The 22,172-nt window shown below is 71.3% G+C and carries 23 protein-coding genes; 15 read left to right on the top strand and 8 right to left on the bottom strand.

The genetic code is table 11. The annotated features are described in order from the left end of the window. Positions 1-4 precede the first annotated feature (4 nt). Positions 5-679, bottom strand: coding sequence for a BON domain-containing protein (locus QRX60_RS03725; protein ID WP_285999393.1), 675 nt, complete (start codon positions 677-679; stop codon positions 5-7). A gap of 92 nt (positions 680-771) precedes the next feature. Between QRX60_RS03725 and QRX60_RS03720 the strand changes: the two genes are divergently transcribed. Beyond that, positions 772-1,440 carry a response regulator gene (locus QRX60_RS03720; protein WP_285999392.1) on the top strand — a complete coding sequence of 223 codons (669 nt, stop codon included), beginning with the start codon at positions 772-774 and terminating at the stop codon, positions 1,438-1,440. Between the two features lie 234 nt (positions 1,441-1,674). Here the strand turns inward: QRX60_RS03720 and QRX60_RS03715 are convergent, their stop codons facing one another. Continuing rightward, the gene (locus QRX60_RS03715; protein WP_285999391.1) at positions 1,675-2,541 is read right to left on the bottom strand and encodes a nitroreductase family protein; all 867 of its coding nucleotides are present in this window, start codon (positions 2,539-2,541) and stop codon (positions 1,675-1,677) included. A 170-nt stretch (positions 2,542-2,711) separates the two neighbouring features. On the opposite strand from QRX60_RS03715, the gene QRX60_RS03710 reads away from it, so the two are divergent. Then, positions 2,712-4,289, top strand: a complete 1,578-nt coding sequence (locus tag QRX60_RS03710; RefSeq protein WP_285999390.1) for a GAF domain-containing sensor histidine kinase — start codon at positions 2,712-2,714, stop codon at positions 4,287-4,289. A gap of 3 nt (positions 4,290-4,292) precedes the next feature. Here QRX60_RS03710 and QRX60_RS03705 read toward each other — a convergent pair whose 3' ends face one another. Next, positions 4,293-5,444, bottom strand: coding sequence for a N(5)-(carboxyethyl)ornithine synthase (locus tag QRX60_RS03705; protein ID WP_285999389.1), 1,152 nt, complete (start codon positions 5,442-5,444; stop codon positions 4,293-4,295). 157 nt (positions 5,445-5,601) lie between these two features. Between QRX60_RS03705 and QRX60_RS03700 the strand changes: the two genes are divergently transcribed. The 9 genes from QRX60_RS03700 to QRX60_RS03660 all read left to right on the top strand — a co-directional run bounded on the left by QRX60_RS03700 (position 5,602) and on the right by QRX60_RS03660 (position 11,811). Further along, positions 5,602-6,078 carry a DUF5994 family protein gene (locus QRX60_RS03700; RefSeq protein WP_285999388.1) on the top strand — a complete coding sequence of 159 codons (477 nt, stop codon included), beginning with the start codon at positions 5,602-5,604 and terminating at the stop codon, positions 6,076-6,078. Between the two features lie 827 nt (positions 6,079-6,905). Beyond that, on the top strand, positions 6,906-7,508 hold the full coding sequence (locus tag QRX60_RS03695) for a dihydrofolate reductase family protein (protein ID WP_285999387.1): 603 nt from the start codon (positions 6,906-6,908) through the stop codon (positions 7,506-7,508). A gap of 41 nt (positions 7,509-7,549) precedes the next feature. Then, positions 7,550-7,873 (top strand): YciI family protein, encoded by a 324-nt coding sequence (locus QRX60_RS03690; protein WP_285999386.1) that lies wholly within the window; start codon positions 7,550-7,552, stop codon positions 7,871-7,873. Beyond that, the gene (locus tag QRX60_RS03685) at positions 7,870-9,102 is read left to right on the top strand and encodes an RNA polymerase sigma factor (RefSeq protein ID WP_285999385.1); all 1,233 of its coding nucleotides are present in this window, start codon (positions 7,870-7,872) and stop codon (positions 9,100-9,102) included. The genes QRX60_RS03690 and QRX60_RS03685 overlap by 4 nt, the downstream gene beginning before the upstream one ends. A gap of 48 nt (positions 9,103-9,150) precedes the next feature. Beyond that, the gene (locus tag QRX60_RS03680; protein WP_285999384.1) at positions 9,151-9,738 is read left to right on the top strand and encodes a methyltransferase family protein; all 588 of its coding nucleotides are present in this window, start codon (positions 9,151-9,153) and stop codon (positions 9,736-9,738) included. 51 nt (positions 9,739-9,789) lie between these two features. Beyond that, entirely contained in the window at positions 9,790-10,614 is an 825-nt protein-coding gene (locus QRX60_RS03675; RefSeq protein ID WP_286003490.1) for a DUF72 domain-containing protein, read from the top strand. 48 nt (positions 10,615-10,662) lie between these two features. Continuing rightward, positions 10,663-11,361, top strand: a complete 699-nt coding sequence (locus tag QRX60_RS03670) for a hypothetical protein (protein ID WP_285999383.1) — start codon at positions 10,663-10,665, stop codon at positions 11,359-11,361. A 58-nt stretch (positions 11,362-11,419) separates the two neighbouring features. Next, the gene (locus QRX60_RS03665) at positions 11,420-11,620 is read left to right on the top strand and encodes a hypothetical protein (protein WP_285999382.1); all 201 of its coding nucleotides are present in this window, start codon (positions 11,420-11,422) and stop codon (positions 11,618-11,620) included. Positions 11,621-11,670: 50 nt separating this feature from the next. After that, entirely contained in the window at positions 11,671-11,811 is a 141-nt protein-coding gene (locus tag QRX60_RS03660; protein ID WP_285999381.1) for a hypothetical protein, read from the top strand. A gap of 306 nt (positions 11,812-12,117) precedes the next feature. Here the strand turns inward: QRX60_RS03660 and QRX60_RS03655 are convergent, their stop codons facing one another. From QRX60_RS03655 to QRX60_RS03645, 3 genes are all read right to left on the bottom strand, one after another. Continuing rightward, positions 12,118-12,507 (bottom strand): HPF/RaiA family ribosome-associated protein, encoded by a 390-nt coding sequence (locus QRX60_RS03655; protein WP_285999380.1) that lies wholly within the window; start codon positions 12,505-12,507, stop codon positions 12,118-12,120. A gap of 57 nt (positions 12,508-12,564) precedes the next feature. Next, the gene (locus QRX60_RS03650; RefSeq protein ID WP_285999379.1) at positions 12,565-13,644 is read right to left on the bottom strand and encodes an FkbM family methyltransferase; all 1,080 of its coding nucleotides are present in this window, start codon (positions 13,642-13,644) and stop codon (positions 12,565-12,567) included. Positions 13,645-13,710: 66 nt separating this feature from the next. Then, positions 13,711-14,640, bottom strand: a complete 930-nt coding sequence (locus tag QRX60_RS03645; RefSeq protein WP_285999378.1) for an NADP-dependent oxidoreductase — start codon at positions 14,638-14,640, stop codon at positions 13,711-13,713. A 73-nt stretch (positions 14,641-14,713) separates the two neighbouring features. Here QRX60_RS03645 and QRX60_RS03640 point away from each other — a divergent pair, with 73 nt between their 5' ends. Continuing rightward, positions 14,714-15,088 (top strand): winged helix-turn-helix transcriptional regulator, encoded by a 375-nt coding sequence (locus QRX60_RS03640; protein WP_285999377.1) that lies wholly within the window; start codon positions 14,714-14,716, stop codon positions 15,086-15,088. Positions 15,089-15,108: 20 nt separating this feature from the next. On the opposite strand, the gene QRX60_RS03635 is transcribed toward QRX60_RS03640, so the two are convergent. Beyond that, positions 15,109-15,477: a VOC family protein gene (locus QRX60_RS03635; RefSeq protein ID WP_285999376.1), complete on the bottom strand. Its 369-nt coding sequence runs from the start codon at positions 15,475-15,477 to the stop codon at positions 15,109-15,111. 195 nt (positions 15,478-15,672) lie between these two features. Here QRX60_RS03635 and QRX60_RS03630 point away from each other — a divergent pair, with 195 nt between their 5' ends. Continuing rightward, complete coding sequence (locus tag QRX60_RS03630; RefSeq protein ID WP_408630253.1) at positions 15,673-16,845, top strand: L,D-transpeptidase; 1,173 nt, start codon at positions 15,673-15,675, stop codon at positions 16,843-16,845. Positions 16,846-16,899: 54 nt separating this feature from the next. Beyond that, on the top strand, positions 16,900-17,673 hold the full coding sequence (locus tag QRX60_RS03625; RefSeq protein ID WP_285999375.1) for a class I SAM-dependent methyltransferase: 774 nt from the start codon (positions 16,900-16,902) through the stop codon (positions 17,671-17,673). A gap of 397 nt (positions 17,674-18,070) precedes the next feature. On the opposite strand, the gene QRX60_RS03620 is transcribed toward QRX60_RS03625, so the two are convergent. Further along, entirely contained in the window at positions 18,071-18,253 is a 183-nt protein-coding gene (locus QRX60_RS03620) for a YegP family protein (RefSeq protein WP_285999374.1), read from the bottom strand. Positions 18,254-18,469: 216 nt separating this feature from the next. On the opposite strand from QRX60_RS03620, the gene QRX60_RS03615 reads away from it, so the two are divergent. Further along, on the top strand, positions 18,470-22,171 hold the full coding sequence (locus QRX60_RS03615; RefSeq protein WP_285999373.1) for a nitrate reductase subunit alpha: 3,702 nt from the start codon (positions 18,470-18,472) through the stop codon (positions 22,169-22,171). Position 22,172: the final 1 nt, after the last annotated feature.

The following is a 22,172-nucleotide window of genomic DNA, read 5'->3' as shown; positions in this document are numbered from 1 at the left end:
CGCGTCAGCCGGCGAGCTTCACCTGGTTGTCGACCGCGACCACGCCGGGGGCGAACCACGCGGTCTGCTCGGCCGAACGGCGTTCGGCAGGGGTGAGGACTTCGCCGGTCAACGTGACCTGGCCGTCTTCGAAGCCGACCTCGACGTGCTGGGCGAACCCGGGCGCGTGCCGGGCCAGCGCCGCGGTGATCTTCGCCGTGGTGTCGGCCGGGCTGATCCCGGTCGGCGGCCTGAGGGTGATCAGGTTCCGCACCCCGCTGATCCCGGGGAGCGCGGCCACCGCCCGGCGGGCGGCTTCGCGCTGGTGGTTCCAGTCCACCGAGCCGCGCAGCGTGATCACCTGGTCGCGCACGTCGACCTGTACCGAATCCTTCGGCACGACGACCGTGCGGCGGTCGAACACGATCATGGCTTCGCGGGCGAGATCCACGTCCGACGGGACGTCGTGGCCGTGCCGGACGAGGATCTTGTCCGCGGTGGTGGTCACGCCGTGGACCCGGGTCGCGGCGCGCAGGGCCTCTTCCTTCTCGGGGTAGGTGCCGACGTGCCCGGACAGCGTCGCGACACCGTCGGTGACGGTCACGCCGATCTCTTCGGCGTTGACGCTGGGGGTCCAGGCGAGTTCCTCGGTGACAGCGGTCTTGAGCTGGTGATCGGGCCTGTGCTGGATCTCTGTCATCCCCCCACTGTGGCCGCCGCGCACCGTCCGGCCTAGAGGCGCGGGACCTCTCTTCCGGGGTCGTTCGGCGTGCGCGGGCGTAGCCTGAAGCCGTGGACGAAAACGCGCCCGTCATCACGATCTTCCTGGTCGACGACCACGAACTCGTGCGGCGCGGGGTCGCCGAGCTGATCGACGACGAAGCCGACCTGACCGTCGTCGGGCAGGCGTCCTCGGTCGCGGAGGCGCTGGCCAGGGTGCCCGCGCTGCGCCCGGACGTGGCGGTGCTGGACGTGCGGCTGCCCGACGGGAACGGCGTGGAGCTGTGCCGGGACCTGCGCGCGGCGCTGCCCGGCCTGCGGTGCCTGATGCTGACCTCCTTCACCGACGAGGATTCGATGGTCGAAGCGGTCCTGGCCGGCGCCGAGGGTTATGTCATCAAGGACGTGAAGGGGCTCCAGCTGGTCGACGCCATCCGCCGGGTCGGGGCGGGCGAAACCCTGCTGGACGGCCGGGCGGTCGCCGCGCTCGTGGCCGAGCTGCGGACCACCACCGGCGAGCCGGGCCCGCTGGCGGGGCTGAGCGAGCAGGAGCTCGTCCTGCTCGACCTGCTCGGGGAAAGCCTGACGAACCGGCAGATCGCCGAGCGGATGTTCCTGGCCGAGAAGACCGTCAAGAACTACGTGTCCCGGCTGCTGGCGAAGCTCGGGCTGGAGCGGCGATCCCAGGCGGCGGTGCTGGTCACCGGGATCCACGGCGCGCACCGCCGTCCGGGCGGCTAGTGTCGCGCGTTGCCAGGTGTTCGACGTTCGGGGCGGCGGGAACCTGCGTCATGAGAGCCCGGCCCGTGCAGGCCCCGGCCGCGATGCAGTGAATGACCCATTCACCTCGTCCGACGACGTGAATGACTCATTCATGTCGCCGGACGAGCCGCCGCGACCCTCGGCAGATCCGGGTCCGATGCCACCTTGGCGCGCAGGGCCGGGCCGCTGTCAACGAACCTCGGACGCGCGACACTAGCGGGCGAAGGGGTGCTCGTCGCTGATCACGACGTCCTCGAGGCGGGCCCGCGTGGGGGACAGCACCGCCGTGCCGTGGCCGAGGCGCAGCATGATCTGGGGCCAGAGCCCGCCGCCGACCAGCTGCCGCAGCTCGCGCCGGGTCGCCGGCGCCGCCATCGCCTGCGAAGAGAGTGACGCGGAGAGTCCGGCCGCGGCGGCCGTCAGGAGGACCCGCTGCATGGCCTGCCCGGCCTGGAGCCGGGCGAGGGCGGTGTCGTGCAGCGAGCCGATGACCACGACCAGCCGGTCGGGTTCGACGTCGAGGTCGTCCCCGCCGCCGGGTCCGGGCGTCGCCTGCGGGACTTCCGCGTGGCGCATGATTTCGCGCAGCTGCGGCACCTGCTCGTCGGTGATGGTGGCCAGCCAGGCGCGTTCCACTTCGGCCGCGCGTCGGAGCTGCCGCTGCACCGCGGCGGGGACGTCGGCGGAGGTGAACGGCCGCCGGTTGCTCTGCCGGTCGGCGATGGCCGCGACGAGTTCCCCGTCGTGCGGGGTGATCGTCTCGTACCCGTTCGGGCGCACGACGGCGAGCAGGTCGGGCCGGCCCGCGGAGGGCAGCAGCCGCACGTCGGCGTGGCTGCCCTGCGCCTTGATCGCCAGCCGGAGGTTCAGCAGGGCGGCGCCGCAGTCCAGGAGCCGTTCCCGCTGCTCGCTGTCGGTGCCGGTGGTGAGCGGATCCGCGTAGAGCTCGATGGAGTCCGGCGTGCACTGGAACCGCCACGGTCGCGCGGTCCGCAGCGGCGGGGGAGCGGTGGCCGCGAGGAGGACGGACCGCATCTGGCTCGCGCTGAGGTCCCCGACGGGCATGACACCGGTCTTCATGGACGGCTCCGAACTGTGGATTGCTGGATGCGCTTCCACCGTCCGCCCGGCCCGCGCGCTCCGCCAAGTGCCGAACGGCCTCCGCCGCCGGGCGAAGGTCGTCGGTTGCGAACCCGGTTCGGTTCGGCCGGATCCCGCCGCGGGCCGGACCGCTGTGCCACTGTGGTGACATGCCCGAGGAAACGCTGTCGGGCCGGGACCGGATGGACGCGCTGCCGGCGGCCGTCCTCGCCTTCTCCGCCGGGCTGGAGCTCGAGACCACGCTGCAGCGGATCGTGACCGCCGCCGCCGGCCTGGTCGGCGCCCGCTACGGCGCACTGGCCCTGCTCGACGAGGACGGCCGGACGACCGCGTTCGCCGTCACCGGCGTCGACGACGCCACCCGGGACCGGATCGGCCCGCCACCGGACGGTCACGGGCTGCTCGGCGCCCTGGTGGACGGCCGGGCTCCGGTGCGCCTGCCGGACCTGGGCAGCCGCGGGTACCCACCGGGCCATCCGCCGATGCGGGCCTTCCTCGGCGTCCCGCTCCTGGTGCGGGGCGCGGTCCTCGGCCGCCTGTACCTCGGTGGCGAACAGCCGTTCACCGCCGACGACGAACGGGCGATCGTCGCGCTGGCGGCGGCGGCCGGGATCGCCGTGGACAACGCGCGGCTCTACGAGGAGAGCCGGAGAAGACAGCGGTGGCTGGAAGCCACCGGGGAGATCTCGGCCGAGCTCCTCGGCGGTGCCGACGTGCACGCGGTGCTGCGCCTGGTCGCGAGCCGGGCCGCCGAACTGACCGGCGCCGAGGACGCGCTCATCGCGCTGCCCGGGTCGCCCGGTGGGGCACTGGTCGTCACGGTGTGCGCCGGCCCCGACGCCGGGGAGCTCACCGGCCGCCGGATCCCGCTCGACGGATCGACCTCCGGCGCGGTGCTGCGTGACCACATCCCGCGCAGCGTGCCGAACCTGGCGCACGGCCTGGGCGTGGACCTCGGGCCGGCGATGGCGGTGCGGTTGCGCTCCGGCGAGTCCACCGCGGGAGTGCTCCTGGCGATCCGCGCTCCCGGCGCGGCGCGGTTCGACGAGCACGAGCTGCAGCTCGTGTCCGCCTTCGCCGACCAGGCCGCGCTGGCGCTGCGGGACGCCGAAAGCCAGGCCGCCCGCCGGGAGTTGGACATCGCGGTGGACCGCAACCGGATCGCCCGCGACCTGCACGACCACGTCATCCAGCGGCTGTTCGCGGTCGGCCTGGGGATCGAGGGCACCCGCCGCCGGGCGGACGCACCCGCGGTCACCGGCCGGCTCACCCAGCACATCGACCAGCTCCAGGACGTCATCGAGGAGATCCGCAGCGCGATCTTCGCCCTGCACGTCCGGCCGGGAGCCGGCCGGGGCCTGCGGGCCCGCCTGCGGAACGCGATCACCGACACGACCGCCGACTCCGCGATCCACACGACGGTGCGGCTGTCGGGAGCCTTCGACCGGGTGCCCGCCGTCTTGGCCGAGCACGCCGAGGCGGTCGTGCGCGAAGCGGTCAGCAACGTGCTCCGGCACGCGCGTGCGGCCGAGGTCGCGGTCACCGTGTCCCTGGACGACGACCTGGTCGTCGAGGTCTCGGACACGGGGGTCGGGATGCCGCAAGCCGTGGCGCGCAGCGGGCTGCGCAACCTCGAGCAGCGTGCCGCGGAAGCGGGCGGCTCACTGCGGCTGGAAAGCCCGGCGGGCGGCGGCACTCGTCTGGTGTGGACGGTCGCGGTGCCCTGACCCTCAGCGGCGTTCGTGCGGGTAGTCCGGTGAACGCCCTTGGAAGGACAGGATGGCCGGGTTGCAGATCGTGCCGTCCCGGATCTCGACGGCGCGCCGGACGGTCTCGTGATCGTCCCATGTGGACGGTCCGGAAAGGACCGGACGCAGGTGCGGCAGCAGGGCTTCGCTGATCTCCCAGGTCGCGGAGTTCCACAGGTAGGACGGGCTGTGGTCGACGGCGTAGTAGGTGATGCCGTCCCCGACCGGGAAGGTCGGCCGGGTGAAGGTCGTGGGCCGGGCCCAGCTGAAGCCCATGCCTTCGTCGCAGGAGACGTCGACGATGAGGCTGCCGGGGGCGAAGGCGGCGAGGTCTTCTTCGATGAGGAAGGTCAGGGGCGCGGCGGTGTCCTGCAGCACGCAGTTGACGACGATGTCGTGCTCGGCGAGGAACCCGGCCAGCGGTACCCGGCCGTGGTCGGTGATCGCGTGGCTGCGTCGCAGGTCGCCCGGGTTGTTCGCGTCGTGGTCGATGTGCACCATCGTCGCGGAATGGATCGGCGAGCCGACCGCGCTGAGGCCGCGGGCGGTGAGCACGTCGACGTCGTGGATCCCGTGGGCGTTGAGCGCGGTCACCGAGCCGCGGGCCGTCGCGCCGAAGCCGATCACCACGGCCCGCAGCCGGCGGCCGTAGTCGCCGGTCGACCCGATCAGCTGCAGGGCGTGCAGGACCGAGCAGTAGCCGGCCAGCTCGTTGTTCTTGTGGAAGACGTGCAGGCCGAACGACCCGTCGCGGCGCCAGTGGTTCATCGCCTCGAAGGCGATGACGGTCAGCCGCCGGTCGATGGCGTGCTGGGCCAGCTCGACGTCCTGCACGCAGTGCGGCCAGCCCCACAGCACCTGGCCGGGCCGCAGTTCGGCGACGTCCTCGGCGAGCGGCTTGGCCAGCAGGACGACGTCGCACTCGGCGATGAGCTGCTCGCGCGTGCGCAGCCCCGCGACGGCGCCCGCGAGACGCTCGTCGGGCACGCCGAAGGGTTCGCCGTAGCCGTGTTCGAGGTAGATGGACTTCCGGAGATCGGCGTCGATCCGGGCGAGGTGGTGCGGGTGGATCGGCAGGCGCCGTTCGTTCTCTTTGCGGGAGTGCGCGATGACGCCGAGACTGAGCTGGTCCACGAGGGCCCCTTTGCTAGAAGCCAGTCTTAACACACTCAGCGATAGCGTCGTGTACGCTGGGTGGTGTCCGAGAGCATTTCGTGCGCGAGTGATCGAACCTGCGCCGTCCTCGGTCCCAATCCGGCCGATCTTCACAGCCGGGGACGGGAGCACCGACATGGCGTCGGACTCGAACACCCGCATTACCTCCGTACCGGCCACCGAACCACGTCTGCGGCTGAAGCCTGCGGCACCCGCCACCGGGCACGCCGACGGCGCGTGGTGGCCCCGCACCCGTGACCTGGCCGCCGAGCTGCCCTCGCTGCTCGCGGCGCTGGGCTCCCGGCTGGGGCGGATCGACCGCGTCACCTACCAGCTCGGTGAGTGGCCGGCACCCGCTCGCCGCCTCACCGTCGACGGGCACGTCGTCCGGCTCGAGGGGTTCCGATCGCAACGGGCCGGCAGCCTGACGGTGATCAGCTGGGACCGCCGCCGGCTGACCCTGCTCGTCGTCCCGCCGGAAACCGGCGCGGACGCGGCGGAGCACGCCCTCACGACCGCGGCGGACGAAGGCACCACCGAAGACAGCACGCACCTGCTCGCGGACCGCGGCCCGGCCACCGAACACCAGGCCGGCGTACCGCAGCCCGTATGACCGACGCCGCCTCTCCGGCGGTCTCCACGAAAGGATCTCCCGATCAGTACTCCCACCATCGACAGTTCGTTGTTCAGCCACCCCATCGCCGAGCAGCCCCGTCCCGGAACGCTCGCGACGCCCCAGGACAGCCGGTACGGAAGCTTGTTCCGCCAGCCGGTGTACACCCCGGCGTCCCCCGCCGACAGCGAGACCGAGCCCACCCCGAACCGGCGCCCCGGCTCGCGGGCACACGACCCGTCCGGTCGCCGCGCCCACCGGTGACCTCCGTGCCGTAGCGGCACAGCGTCAGATCCGGCCGCGCCGGTACCTGCAGGCGCTGGGCGAGAACCCCTGGTACGCGGTGACCGCGCGCCGATCCGGTTTCCCGCTCCGCCTGGCGAGCCGCCAGTTGCTGTGGGTGGCGATCGTGTGGGGTGGTCGAGCCCGAGTATCCGCTGCTGGTCGGCCGGCAACCCGCCGTGGGCAAGAACTGCTCCCGCGAGGTCGCCCGCCCGCTCCGGCTCGCCCCGCGTCTCGAGGGTGCTCGGGTGGTCCAGGCCGAAAACGCGGCTCTCGTCCGCAGGCAGATCATCCAGCACGGCGACCGCGTCGCCCGCTTCCGACCGTCCTCAGGCTCCGGTTCACCGCCGCCCTCGGCAGCACCTGCCTGCTCCATCTCTACGCCCCCTGCGCCCCCTGCGCCGCCGAACGGCCCTGAGCCGTCGGCCTCCCCGACAGCCCCTCCCGAAAGAATCCGGGAGGGGCTGTCGGATCGGGGAGTGGGCGTTCGTAGCAGGGGTGAGGCCGCCCACGAGGGGCGTCGTCGAGGCAAAGGAGCGGCGACCATGAAGCTGACCACCATCACCCAGGTCACCATCGACGGAGTGACGCAGGGGAACGGCGGTGCGTCGGACGAGGACCGCAGGAACGGATTCGACCGCGGCGGATGGGCACGGGGTGCGGGCGACGACGGGACCAGGACGTTCATCACCCAGACCTACCAGCGCGCCGACGCGTTCCTGTTCGGCCGGCGCACCTACGAGCTGTTCGCCCGCTCCTGGGGACCGGCGCGCACGCACCCCATCGGCGTGGCCTTGAACGAGACCCCCAAGTACGTCGCCTCGACCACGCTCACCGCGCCGGACTGGGCGGGCACGACCGTTCTCGGCGGTGACCTCGCGGCGGCCATCGGTGAGCTGAAGGCCAAGCCCGGGGGTGAGCTGCAGGTGCACGGCAGTGGCACGCTGACCCGGTGGCTGCTGGAGCACGGCCTGGTCGACGAGATGATCCTGCTCGTGGTCCCGGTGATCCTCGGCCAGGGCGCGAGACTGTTCCCGGAGACGGGCCCGGATCTCGCGCTCGACCTGGTCGAGTCGCGGGTCGACTCGAAGGGCGTGACGACCCAGGTCTTCCGGCCGGCGGGGCGTCCGCGGTATGCACCTGCCTGAAGTCCCGCACGCAGCCCGACTCGACAGGAGAGGATCTCCGGATGCAGTACCTGGTTTCCGTGATCGACGACAAGACCCATCCCGGCAGCACGGACCGGCAGCCCGCCATCAGCGCGTTCAACGAACGCCTGATCGCCGAGGGCTACTGGGTTTTCGCGGGCGGGCTCGCGGACACCGACGCGGCCACGGTCGTCGACAACCGGGGTGAGCAGGCGGTGTTCAGCGACGGGCCCTTCGTGGAGTCGAAGGAGTACCTCGCCGGCGTCTGGGTGTGGGAGGCCCCCGATCTGGACGTGGCGCTCGAGCTCGCCACCGAGGCGTCGAAGGTCTGCGACCGGAAGATCGAGGTGCGGCCGTTCCGGTGAGCGACGTCGAAGAGGCGGTCACCCGGGCCCACCACGGCGAGTGGGCCCGGGTGGTGGCCGCGCTGACCAGGCGTTTCGGTGACCTCGACATCGCCGAAGAAGCGGCCGCCGAAGCGTTCGCGACCGCCGTCGAGCGGTGGCCGGCCGACGGCGTGCCCCCCAACCCCGGCGCCTGGCTGACCACCACCGCCACCCGCAAGGCCATCGACCGGATCCGCCGCGAGAACAAGCGCGACGACAAGCAGAAGGAGGCCCGGATGCTGGACGACGCCCTGCCCGAGCCTCTCGGCGCCATCGACGACGACCGCCTCCGGTTGATCTTCACCTGCTGCCACCCGGCGCTGGCGATGGAGACCCGCGTGGCGCTGACGCTGCGGATGGTCGGCGGCCTGACGATGCCCGAGATCGCCCGCGCCTTCCTGGTGGCCGAGAGCACCATGGGGCAGCGGATCACCCGCGCGAAGGCGAAGATCAAGGCGGCGCGGATCCCGTACCGGGTGCCGTCCGCGGCGGACCTCCCGGCCCGCGTCTCCGGCGTGCTCGCCGTCCTCTTTCTCGTGTTCAACGAGGGCTACCTGGCGACCGGCCCCGGCACCGACCCGGTGCGGCACGACCTGACCGCCGAGGCGATCCGGCTGACCCGCCTGATCCGTGCCCTCCTGCCGGACGACGGTGAGGTGACCGGGCTGCTGGCGTTGATGCTCCTCGTCGAGGCCCGTCGCTCCGCCAGGGTCTCGGCCGGCGGCGAACTCGTCGCTCTCGACGAGCAGGACCGGGGGGCCTGGGACGCGGAACTGATCGCCGAGGGGCACCGGCTGGTGCGCGAGCGCCTCGCCGCGGCCGCCGCCGGGGTGGCTCCGGGGCGCTACCAGATCCTCGCCGCGATCAACGCCGTGCACACCTCCGCGCGCGACATCCGCGACACCGACTGGGCGCAGATCCGCGCGCTCTACGACCAGCTCGTCCGCGTCGACCCCTCGCCGATGAGCGCCCTCAACCGGGCGATCGCGGTCGCCGAGCTCGACGGACCCGAGGTGGCACTGGCGGCCGTCGACCGGCTCGAGGACAAGCTGGCCGGCTACCACGCCTACCACGCCACCCGCGCCGACCTGCTGCGTAGGCTGGGCCGGAGCGGGCAGGCGCGCGCGGCGTACGACAAGGCCATCGACCTGGCGGGCAACACCGCCGAGACCGCCTCCCTGACCCGCCGCCGCGACCGGCTGCGGTAGCGCCCGCCGGCTCGACGCGGTGTCCGCCGGTTCGGCGACAATGGCGGTGTGCCTGCGCCTTCCGGAGAGCTGCCGACCGTGGCCCTGGTGGTCGTGGTCATCAGCGTCGGCGCCTTCGCGGCGGGCGAGCTCGTCCAGGCGTTCCGCACGCGCCGCGGCGCCGAACTCGTCGACCTGCGCGCCGAGATCGTCTTCAGGCTGGTGTTCTTCGGTGCGATCCTGCTGTGGCCGATCGGTCGCGCGGTCGTCCCGGCCGCCGCGATCGGCGGAGGGGCGTGGCGGTTCACGCTCGGCATCCTGATCGGGTGGCTCGGCCTGCTGCTGCGCTGGTGGTCCTTCGCCAGTCTGGGAAAGTACTTCACCGTGACGGTCCGGACCAGCGAAGATCAGCCCGTCGTGGACCGCGGTCCCTACCGCGTCCTGCGGCATCCGGGCTACGCCGGCCTGCTCCTCGCTTTCGCCGGAGGCGGCCTGGTCGTGGACAACTGGGTCAGCGTGGCGGGCGCGCTCGGCGTGGTGCTGATCGCCCTGATCCACCGCATCCGCCTCGAGGAGCGCGCCCTCGACGATGCGCTGGGCGACCGTTACCGGCAGTTCGCGGCGAAGCGCGCCCGGCTCATCCCGCACGTGTGGTGACTTCGATCGAGGGGAGCTGAGGGAGTGGCACGTCTTCATGTCGGCTGCGCGATGTGGACCCACAAGGCGTGGGCCGGGCGGTTCCTGCCGCCGTCGCTGCCGGCCAAGGAGCGCCTGCGGGCCTACGCCGGCTGGTGCAACGCGGTCGAGGGCAACACCACCTTCTACGCGACCCCCGCCCGGGAGACCGTCGCGACGTGGGCGCAGCAGACCGGCCCCGGCTTCCGGTTCGTGGTCAAGGTGCCCAAGGTCGTCACGCACGAGCGCCGGTTCGCCGGGGTCGAGACCGAGATGCGGGCGTTCCTGGACGCGATCGAACCCCTCGGCGAACGGGCGGTCCTGTGGACCCAGGTGCCCGGTTCGTTCGGCCCCTCGGACGTCGATGCCCTCGGCCGCTTCCTGCGCCGGCTCCCCGCCGGCCGCCGGCGCGCCGTGGAGGTGCGCCACCCCGCGTTCTTCACCGACGCCGGTTCGACGTCGCTGCTGGAAGGAGCGCTGGCCGACGCGGGCGCCGAGTGGGTGCCGTTCGACACCACGGTCTTCTTCGGGAGCCCGCCGGCCAGCGAGGCCGAGCAGGATGCCTGGGCCAAGAAACCGCGGCTGCCGCGGCGCACCCGGGCGCTGACCGACCAGCCGATCGTCCGCTACCTGGGCCGGGACTCGGTCGAGGAGACGGTCGAGGGGTGGCGGCCGTGGACGGAAGTGGTCGCCGGCTGGCTGCGCGAGGGCCGGTCGCCGACGGTTTTCGTGCACACCCCCGACAACAACGACGCACCGTCCCTCGCCCGCCGCTTCCACGACGACGTGCGAGCGCTGGTCCCCGGCCTCGACCCACTGCCCGAGCCGGAGCCGGTCGAGCCCGCGACCCTGTTCTGACACGATGTCCGGAGGCGTTGTCCCATCGCTGGGGGAAGGGCGGTCTCCGTGCCCGGTCTGGTCGAACTGGCCTACACCACCGGTGGGGGCGTCGTCGGTGCGGCGCTGACCAACTACTTCACCAAGATCCAGGAGCGGCGCCAGGTGCGCGCCGAGGTGCATCGCCACCTGGCGAAGGTGCGTGAGATCAGCGGCGGTGTCCGCGGCATCGGGATCGGCGCGGCCCCGCACCCGTCCGGCAACGACCGCCGGCCGTCCATCGCCGTCGAACTGGGTGTCGCCGCCCTCCTCGACGACGGTGCCGACGCTCATCAGGCCCTGCGTGACGCGCTCGCGGACTTGCTGACCGCGGTCCTCGTCGCCGGGATGCCCCGGCGGGTGGCCGACTTCGCCGGGGGCGCCCACGAGCGCCTCCTCGACAGCACGCTGATGACGACGATCGACCGCCGCATCGGCGGCGTGCTCGGCGCCGAATCGGATCGGCTCGCCCGCGCGACGCAGGAGTACCAGACGGCCGCCACCGGTCTGCTGCTGGCGATGCTCTGGCACCCGTGGCGGACCCGGCTGCGGTTGCGCCGCCGGATCACCGCACTGCGCACCGAGGTGGAAGCGCTGAATCGGCAGCAGCAGAACGCCGTCGCGATGCTCACCGGGGCGGAGCACACCAGCGCGCTGTACGAGCAACTCGATCCTGACGGACGACGCTGGGAAGCGTGGGGACTCAAGAAGCAAGGGCCGGCAGGCTAGCCCGGGGGGCAAGCGGTGGCAAACCCGCGGTTATGAAGATTCGACAGTGAGGCTGGCAATGACCGAAGGTGAACCGCCGAAGTGGAACGGAAAGGACTTCCTCGGTACTTTCGTTCTCTTTCTCGTCATTTCGTTCACCGGGGTGACCTTGATCCACCAGCAGCCGCTCCGGACGTGGTGGCCGCTTGTCGCCGGTGCGCTGGCCGCCGGCGTCGGACTGGTGTGGCGGCGGCTTCGTGACAGTCGGAGCAGGGACTGAAATGCTGGTGCTGCCGACAGAGGTTCGGCGTCTGGCCTCCGATACGGTGCGTGCGACGCAACCAGCGGCCTGGTGACCACAGCGGCGTGCAGATCCTCCACCTCGTCCTGAGCGGGGTCTTCGACCGCAGCCTGTTCTCGACCGACTACCCCTTCGTCACCGCACCGCGGGCCGGGCACGCGCCCTCCTGACGCAGACCCCGCTGAGCGACGCGGACCGGCTGAGGATCGCCTCGGGCAACTGGGACCGGCTCTGCACCGCCATCGGGCGCCGGTGATCCGGTCGCGGGGTCACCGGGGACAGGGGGCACGTGGCGGGAAACGACCGGGCGGCGAAGTTCCACGTCCGCCACGGATTCACCTACCTGAAAAGGAAAGTGACGCCGGCGGCGGCCCGGATTCCGTGTGGCTGGAAAGGGCCGTTCCGCGGCCCGCGCCACCGCGCCGACCCGGTTCCTGACCAAGCTCCTGCGCGGTGGCCGAGCCGTCGCCCGGGGCTCAGTCCCGCGGCTCGTCCGCGAGCGCGCCGACCTGCTCCGGGTCCTCCGGCGCGGGCATGTGCCGGATGCTGTCGCTGCCCTTGTGGTCGTGGGCGCGGGTGTACCGGGAGTCCAGCACCCTCCCCAGTTTGTGCGCCGCTCCGGCGTAGGCGTCGTCCACAGTGGTCGCGTGGTGGGTGACCGCGACCGGTTGCTTGCCACCGGGCCGCGCCTCGATCACGCACTTCTTGTCGTCCGGTTTCCCGCCGCCGTCCTCGCTCAGGTGCACCTCCACCCGGGTCAGCCAACCGCCGAACCGGGACAGGCTGTTCTCCAGGTCGGTGGTCACGTAGGTGGCCAGTCCTTCGCCACCGTGGACGTTGTGGTCGGTGTTGACCTGGATCTGCACGAGCACCCTCCAAAGCGGGACAGCATGATCCCCGTCAGTACCACGGGGACGGCCGCCTCAAACCCGGTGCCCCGGCGTCGCCCGGTGGCCAAGCGCGTCGAGTTCGGCTTCGAGGTGGTCGCGTTCGGCGGTGACGCGGGCCAGTTCCCGCTCGAGGCGTTTGGCGTATTCGTCGGCGGATTTCCAGGCGCTTTCGGCGTCGGCCCTCGCCGTGAGCGCGGTGGCGAGGTCGTGTTCGGTTTCGCCGAAGAAGGATTCGCGGTAACGCGCATGGCTGACGGGGACGGTGAAATCCTTGTCGCGCGCGTCGAAGGAGACCGCGATGAGGCCGTCCCCGCTGACGGATTCCCCGACGGTGTGCTCGGCGACGACGTGCGCGCCGGCGTCGAGCAGGAGCCGAAGGGCGTTCTGGTGGGTGAGCGGATCGCCGGAGATGGAGTGGTGGTGGGTCGAGACGACGAGGAACCGCACCCGGCCGGCTTCGAAGTCGCCGCGCGCCCGCTCGAGCAGGATGGTTTCGGCGCCTTGGACGTCGGCCAGGACGAGGTCCACCCGGGCCACGTCCGCCTCGCTCATCAGGGAAGCGAGGTCGTGCTGGGGAAGCGGGTACGTCCTGCCGTCACTCTCGGCCTCGAAGTCCATCGATTCGCCGGGCTCGTCACCGATCGCCGCCTGGACGAACCGGACGCGGTGGGTGTAGCCGTTGAGCCCGGCATTGCGGCGTCCGACATCGAGGTAGGCGGGATCCGGTTCGAGCGCGACGACCCGGCCGGTCGGGATGGCGTGGCAGAACCAGAGACCGTAGTACGTCCAGAAACTGCCGAACTCGATCATGACCGGTTCGCCGCCCTCGGTGGCCAGCCGCTCCACGATGCGGTGGTAGACAAGCTCTTCCTGCGGTTCGTGGTGTCCACACAGGGCGCGGATGGTCTCGGTCATCCAGGCGCCGTAGTAGCCGCCCTCCTCGACGAGCAGGCCGTTGTGCATGACCTGCACCCGGCCGCCTTCGTGGTCGCGGATTTCCCCGGCGTGCCCGACCTTGGGGATGCGATCCGCGTCCGGGCACCCGGCCGTGGCCAGCATCCGGCGGGCGAGAGCCGCGTCGACGCCCGCGACGTCGGGAACCAGGCGCTCCACGAGAACCTCCGAGAGGGGAAACCGAGGATTCGAGCTTAGCCATGTCCTTCGGTGCGGCGGCAGGGATCAGACGGTGAGGACGAGCTTGCCCCGGAGGTGGCCGCGGTCGAGCAGCCGGTGCGCGTCGGCGACCCGCTCGAACGGGAACGTCTCCTGCACGTGGACCCGGAGCTTGCCCTGGTCGACGAGGTCGGCGAGACCGCGCAGGGCGACCGGATCGGGGTCGACCGCGATGCCGCTGAAGCGCATACCGGCCGCTTCGAACTTCGCGGCGAGCTCCGAACCCTCCTCGGCGACCGCCGTCACCAGGTGACCGCCCGGGCGGAGCACGCCGAGCGAGCGTTCGACGGTGTCGCCGCCGATCGTGTCGAGCACGAGGTCGATGTCGCGGACCGCCTCGGCGAAGTCGACCGCCGTGTAGTCGATCACTTCGTCGGCGCCGAACCCCTCGACGAACTCCCGCTTGCTTCCGCCGGCGGTCGTGATCACGTACGCGCCGAGCGCTTTCGCGATCTGGATCGCGACGTGGCCGACCCCGCCACCGCCGCCGTGGACCAGGACACGGTCGCCTTCGGTCACGTCGCCGAGGTCGACGAGGCCCTGCCACGCCGTCAGCCCGACGCTCGGCAGCGCCGACGCTTCGGCGTGCGAGAGCGAGGCGGGCTTGCGCGCCAGGTGCAACGCCGGGGCGGCCACGACCTCGGCGTACGCGTTGGCCACCCGCGGGAACAGCGGCATCCCGAACACCTCGTCGCCGGGCCGCAGCCGCCACGTCTGCGGCGCCTCGGCGACCACGCCGCTGATGTCCCAGCCGAGCACGAACGGCGGCGGCCCGAGCAGCGGGAACTCCCCGGCGCGCAGGCGCGCCTCCAGTGGGTTGAGCCCGATCGCCGCGACCCGGACGAGGACCTCGGTCGGCAGCGGCCGGGGCTCGGGTGCGTCCACGGCGGTGAGCACCTCGGGACCGCCGAATGCCTGCTGGGTGATGGCTCGCATGACTCTCCTGCTTCGAAGGGGGGAGAGCCCCAGGCTAGGTTTCCGATAGGAACCCGCAGGTACCTTGGGTGCCATGAGCGGCTTCGGTCCCGGCGGTTCCTTTCTCGCCGACTGCCCGGCGCGTCTGACGATCGAGCTGATCGCCGACAAGTGGACGGCGGTCGTGCTCTACGGCCTCAGCCAGGGCCCGGTGCGCCACGGCGAGCTGATCGAGCTGATCGGCGGTGTCTCCCGCAAGGTGCTCACCCAGACGCTGCGACGGCTCGAGGCGCACGGGCTCATCCGCCGTCACGCCTACGCCGAGGCGCCGCCCCGCGTCGAGTACGAGCTCACCCCGCTCGGGGCGACGCTGATCGATCCGATCCACCTGCTGACCGAGTGGGCGAGGACGAACGGCGAAGCGGTGCTCGACGCGCTCGACGCCGATCCGGAGCGGCTGAGCGACTGACGGCGGGGGTGGCCGGCTGATCAGGCGCGGTCGTGCAGGGTGATCCGGTAGCCGTCGGGGTCGGCGAAGGTGAATGTCCGGCCGAAGGGGCCGTCGATCGGTGCGGAGACGATGGGGTGACCGTCGGCGACGAGCGCATCGTGAATGGCCTGGACGTCGGTGGCGTGGAGCCAGATCGCGGCACCGATGCCGGGCTGGGCGACGGAGGCGAGATCGGTGCCGGGAACGACGTCCCGGAGCGCGAACGCGATCGGCTTCGTCTCGAAGACGACGGCGTGCGGAGGTCCGGCCGGTGAGCGGACGAGACCCAGGTACTGCTCGTAGAACGCCTGCGAAGCGTCGAGGTCGCGCGCTTGGAGCGAAATGAAGTCGGGACCGGTGGCGGGCATGGTGCTGCTCCTTCTCTTCGTGTCAGGTTCCTGACACGAGCCACTGTATGTCAGGATCCTGACATAGGTCAACCTCCGGCCTCGGGCGAGACGTGTCCTCGAGAAACCGGATCGTTACACAACTTGGGGCGGGGGTGGCACGTCTTGTGGATCGTGAGAACGATCCGCATCGCCGGGCTCGGCCTGGTGGCCGTACTGCTGGCCGCATGTAGTGGACAGACCGAGACCGCGGGGACTGCGCAAGCGGTGGGAGCAGCCGGCGCGGCCGGGACGGCGACGGTGCCCGGGGTGCCGGCTGCGACGGTGGCCTTCGAGGGCGGGGACCAGTTGAGCCCGAAGGACCCGATCGTCGTCAAGGCATCGGGGGGCACGTTGCAGGCGGTCACGGTCACGAACCCGCAGACCGGCAACGGCGTCGAGGGTGACCTGTCGCCGGACAAGACGACGTGGACCAGCAAGGATCGCCTCCGATACGGGGCCACGTACCAGGTGGCCGCCACCGCGGTGAACCAGGCGGGCGCGGCGACCGAGCAGCACGGGGAAGTGCACACGCTCAAGCCGTCCGGGGTCGCCACGGCCTCGCTCTTCCAGCCGGCGTCGGGCGATTTCGGCGTCGGCCTGATCATCGGCCTGAAGTTCGACCACGACATCACCGACAAGGCCACGGCGGAGAAGTCCTTCAAGGTGACGTCCACGCCCGCCCAGGACGGCGGCTGGTACTGGGTGAGCAAGCGCGAAGTGCACTTCCGGCCCAAGGACTACTGGAAGGCCGGCTCGACCGTGAAGCTCGAGACCACGACCTTCGGGATGCCGATCGGGGGCGGCGTGTACGGCGGCCAGGACGTTTCGGCCACCTACAAGGTGCACGACTCCTGGATCGCCAAGGCGGACGGCAAGACGCACCAGATCAAGGCATTCCACAACGGGCAGCTGGTGAAGACCGCGCCGATCAGCATGGGCAAGACCGTCGACACCCCGCCGCGGGGCCCGACGCCGACGTTCAACGGCACGCACACCGTGCTGTCGAAGGTGGACCACACGATCATGGACTCCTGCACCTACGGCGTGTGCGAGGGTGACCCCGGCTACTACAAGGCACCGGAGAACTGGGACGTCCGGATCTCCAACGACGGCGAATACCTGCACGAGAACCTGAAGACGGTCGGCGTGCAAGGCAGCGACAACGTCTCCAACGGCTGCCTCAACATGAACACCGAGAACGCCAAGTGGTTCTTCGACAACTTCAACGTCGGTGACGTCGTCGAGATCACCAACTCGGGCGGCCCGCAGCTGACCATCAACAACGGCCACGGCGACTGGGCCATCAGCTGGAACGCCTGGCAGGCGGGCAGCGCCCTGCACGGCTGAGTCCGGCCGCTCCGAAAACTGCTCCTGCCCGCGGCGATGTGGGATGGTCGGAGGGTGACGGGAAGCGCTGCGGAGTTCGACCGCTGGTACGCGGATCGGATCGAGTCGCCGGTTGCCGACGAGCTCGTGCGGCGCGTGCTCGGCCTTCCGCCGGGCCTGCAGTCCACCAGTCTGCTGAGCGGAGCCGGGCTCGACGAGGTGGTGGCGGCGCTCGACCTGCGCGACGGGCAGGCGTTGCTGGACCTGGCGTGCGGTCGCGGCGGGTACGGGCTGGAGATCGCGCGGCGCAGTGGTTGCCGGGTCGCCGGGGTGGACTTCTCGGCGGTCGCGATCGAGCAGGCTCGGCGTCGGGCTCAGGCGCTGGGGCTGGCGGACCGGGCCGACTTCCGGGTGGGGGAGCTGACCGGCACGGGCCTGAGCCCGGCGTCGGTCGACGCGGTGCTCATCGTCGACTCCCTGCAGTTCGCCGAGCCGAAGCTGGACGCACTGCGGGAGTGCCGCCGGGTTCTCCTCCCCGGCGGGCGTATGGTCATCACCTGCTGGGAAGCCCTGGACACGACCGACGAGCGACTGTCCCCGCGAATGCGGCAGCTGGATCTGCTCAGGCAGCTACCGCGCGCCGGATTCGTGGACGTCGAGGTCACCGACAAACCGGCCTGGCGTCTGGCCGAACAAGCGCTGTGGGAAGAGGCCCTCACCATCGACGCCGCAGAGGACCTTGCGATGCAGTCGATGCAAGAGGAGGCCCGACGAGTCCTGGCAACCTTCGACGGCCTGCGACGCGTCCTGGCCACGGCATCCGCACCCGATCCCGCGCCACTGCCGTAGCGGCACCCGCACCATCGGCAGGCACTTCTCCTTCGTTCGGTCCGTTACGTCGTGGCCTCGGGGCTGGATTCGGTCGCCGGGTTCCCGTGGTGGACGAACGTGGAAAGAGACCTGCGCACGTGGTCGATTTCCGACGTGCCAACGGGAACTGTTGAGGACCCGTACACGGACGCGGAGCAAAGCTGGGACATCCTGCTCTGGCGGGCAGGCGACTGGATGTTCATCATGGAGGGCGACGGCGAGGGGGAGTTCTCCGGATGGTTCCGGGCCAGGTCGATCGGTACTTTTCCGCGTGGGAGCGGGTCATCGGGGTCGCCGGCGTCCCTGGGTGGTGCCGATCGGACTTCGACGAGCGCCACCCAGAGAGGACAACCACTTCGCCTGACGGTGTGTCTACTCAGGAATCCGTCTCGACGATCGGCGCCCCGGCGGCGGCACGTTGCACGGCTTCGCAGCCGGCCTTCGCACCGGTTTTGCTTTCGTAGGCCTCGCCGACGGCGACGACCTCACCATTCCCGGCCTTCAGGCGGAACCTGAACTTTCCGGCCTTGTCCCGATACACCTCGAACTTGCCAGCCACGGTGACCTCCTCGTCCCGCGATGATTCGTTCTCGGTCGAGGGTAACGCCGTCCGTGCCGGCTGGGCGAGCGAAGGACGAAGGTCCCTGCGAGGGGTGACATTCGCATCGTGATCGTCCCGGCGCTGTCACGCAGGCTGGGTGCCGTGCGGCTGACGCCAGGGTGGTGTCGCGGTGAGGCGGGGTCGCCGAGCCGGACCGCCCGGAGGAGTCGCGTCTTGTCCACTCGACCAGTCCCCGCGAACGATCACGTTCCCGGCCACGGACCGCTGCTCGGCGCCCGCCGGTTCTTCACCAAGGAGACGGTCGGCGATCACGGACGCACCCTGCACCAGATCGACTCCGGTGCCTGGGAGTCCTTCTACCGCGACCGGTGGAGCTACGACCGGGTCGTGCGCTCCACCCACGGCGTGAACTGCACCGGGTCGTGCTCGTGGAACGTCTTCGTCAAGGACGACCTGATCACCTGGGAGCACCAGGCCACCGACTACCCCACGACGGGCCCGGACAGCCCCGACTACGAGCCCCGCGGCTGCCCGCGGGGCGCGTCGTTCTCCTGGTACGAATACTCGCCTTCGCGGGTGCGGCACCCCTACGTGCGGGGCTCGCTGCTCACCATGTTCCGGGCCGGCCTGAAGCGGTTCGGCGACCCGGTCGCGGCGTGGGCGGACATCGTCGAAGACCCGCGCAAGGCCGAGGCCTACAAAGGACAGCGCGGCCGCGGCGGGTTCGTGCGCGCCACCTTCGACGAGGCGACGACGATGGTGGCGGCCGCGCACGTCCACACCACCAAGACCGTCGGGCCCGACCGCGTCGTCGGGTTCTCGCCGATCCCGGCGATGTCGATGGCCTCCTTCGCCGCCGGCACCCGCTACCACGCGCTGCTCGGCGGCACACTGCTTTCGTTCTACGACTGGTACGCCGACCTGCCGGTCGCCTCACCGCAGGTGTGGGGCGACCAGACCGACGTCCCCGAAGCCGGCGACTGGTGGAACGCCACCTACCTGATCATGTGGGGCTCCAACATCCCGGTCACGCGCACCCCGGACGCGCACTTCCTCGCCGAGGCCCGCTACCGCGGCACCAAGGTCGTCGCGGTCAGCCCCGACTACGCCGACAACGTCAAGTTCGCCGACGACTGGCTGGCCCCGCACCCCGGTACGGACGGCGCGCTGGCGATGGCCATGGGCCACGTCGTGCTCACCGAGTTCTTCCGCGACCGCCCGGTCCCGTACTTCACCGACTACGTCCGGTCCTACACCGACCTGCCGTTCCTGGTGACGCTGCGCGAGCGCGAGCCGGGTGTGTACGCCACCGACCGGTTCCTCACCGCCGCCGACCTCGGCGACGGCGACGCGAGCGCGCAGCACAAGACCGTCCTGCTCGACGACGCGACCGGCGGACCCGTGGTGCCCAACGGCTCCCTCGGGTTCCGCTACGGCGCCGAGGGCGAGGGCCGGTGGAACCTCGACCTGGGCGACGTCGTGCCCGCGCTCGGCGTGCTCGACCACGCCACCGAAGCGGTCGCCGTCGACCTCGCCCGGTTCGACGTGGGCGAGACCGAGGGCGGCGCCACGATGCGTCGCGGCGTCCCGGTCGTGCGCGTCGGCGACCACCTGGTGACCGGCGTCTTCGACCTGGTCATGGCCCAGTACGGCGTGCGCCGCGGCGACCTGCCCGGCGACTGGCCCACCGGCTACGACGACGCTGGCGCCCCGAACACCCCCGCCTGGCAGGAGCGGATCACCGGCGTGCCCGCGGCGATGGCGGCCAAGATCGGGCGCGAGTTCGCCCGCAACGCCGAGCGCAGCCACGGCCGGTCCCTCATCGCGCTGGGCGCCGGCGCCAACCAGTGGTTCCACTCCGACATGACCTACCGCGCGTTCATCGCGCTGGTCACCCTCACCGGCTGCCAGGGCGTCAACGGCGGGGGATGGGCGCACTACGTCGGCCAGGAGAAGGCCCGGCCGCTCACCGGGCAGCAGCACCTGAGCTTCGCCTTCGACTGGCAGCGCCCGATGCGCCACCAGGCGAGCACCCCGTTCTGGTACCTGCACACCGACCAGTGGCGCTACGAGAAGGTGCCCGCCGACGAGCTCGCGTCCCCGCTGGGGCAGGGCCGGCTGGCCGGGATGACCTTCGCCGACACCGTCGCGGCCGCGCAGCGGATGGGCTGGTCACCGGGCCACCCCGCGTTCGACCGCAACCCGCTCGACCTGCCCGACGAGGCCGCGGCCGCCGGGGTGAGCACCGCCCAGCACATCGTCAACGAACTGCGGGAAGGACGGCTGCACGCGGTGGCCGACGACCCGGACGCCCCGGCGAACTTCCCGCGCTGCCTGACGCTGTGGCGGGCCAACCTGCTCGGCTCGTCCGGCAAGGGCAACGAGTTCTTCATGAAGCACCTGCTCGGCGTCGACTCACTGGCCTCGGCCGAGGAGTGCGGGCCGGGCGAACGCCCGCGCGACGTCGCGTGGCGCGACGAGGCCCCCACCGGCAAGCTCGACCTGCTCACCACGATCGACTTCCGGATGACCAACACCGGCCTGCACTCCGACATCGTGCTGCCGGCGGCCACCTGGTACGAGAAGCACGACATCTCCACCACCGACATGCACCCCTTCGTGCACGCGTTCTCGCCGGCCGTCGCCCCGCCCGGCGAGGTGCACACCGACTACGACGCGTTCCTCGCGCTCGCCGACAAGGTCAGCGAGCTCGCGGTCACCCACCTCGGCACCCGCCGGGACGTGCTGGCCGCGCCGCTGCAGCACGACACCCCGGACGAGCTGGCGACGCCGTCGGGCCGGGTGCGCGACTGGAAATACGGTGAATGCGACCCGGTCCCTGGCGTGACCATGCCGAAGCTGGTCGAGGTCGAGCGCGACTACACCCTCATCGGCGCCAAGATGCGCGCGGTCGGCCCGCTGCTGGACAAGCTCGGGACCACGACCAAGGGCATCACCGTCGACGTCACCCCGGAGCTGGAGTACCTGCGCCGCCGCAACGGCGTCGTGCCCGACGGCCCCTTCGCGGGGCGGCCGTCACTGTCCACAGCGGACCGGATGTGCGAGGCGATCCTCGCGCTGTCGGGTACCACCAACGGCCGTGTCGCCCATGAAGGCTTCCTGCAGCTGGAAAAGCGGACCGGGCAGCCGTTCACCGACCTCGTCGAGGGCCACGAGACCGACCACGTCACCTACGCGGCCACCCAGCAGGCGCCGCAGCCGGTGTTCACCAGTCCGGAGTGGTCGGGCTCGGAGAAGGGCGGGCGCCGGTACTCGCCGTTCACCATCAACGTCGAGCGGCGCAAGCCGTGGCACACCCTCACCGGACGGCAGCACTTCTTCGTCGAGCACGACTGGGTCGCCGAGCTGGGCGAGCACCTGCCGGGCTATCGGCCGCCGCTGAACATGGCCCGGCACTTCGGCAAGCCCGGCGAACTCGCCGACGGCGGGGTCACGGTCCGGTTCCTCACCCCGCACGCGAAGTGGTCGATCCACTCGATGTACCACGACAACGAGCTCATGCTCGCGCTCTCGCGCGGCGGGCCGGTGATCTGGCTGAGCGTCGAGGACGCCGCCAAGATCGGCGTCGCCGACAACGACTGGGTCGAAGCGGTCAACCGCAACGGCGTGGTCGTGGCGCGCGCGGTCGTCAGTCACCGGATGCCCGAGGGCACGGTGTTCCAGTACCACTCGCCCGAGCGCACGGTGAACGTCCCCAAGACCGAGAAAACCGGCAAGGGCAAGGGAAAGCGCGGTGGCTACCACAACTCGATGACCCGGCTGCTGGTCAAGCCCACGCACCTGGCGGGCGGGCACGCCCAGCTGACCTACGCCTTCAACTACTACGGCCCGATCGGCAGTCAACGCGACGAGATCACCGTCATCCGGCGGCGCAGCCAGAATGTGGAGTACTGAC

This window comes from Amycolatopsis mongoliensis, assembly GCF_030285665.1.
GTDB lineage: Bacteria > Actinomycetota > Actinomycetes > Mycobacteriales > Pseudonocardiaceae > Amycolatopsis > Amycolatopsis mongoliensis.
Note: the sequence above shows the minus strand (reverse complement) of the source record. Positions and strands in the feature narration are given on the sequence as shown.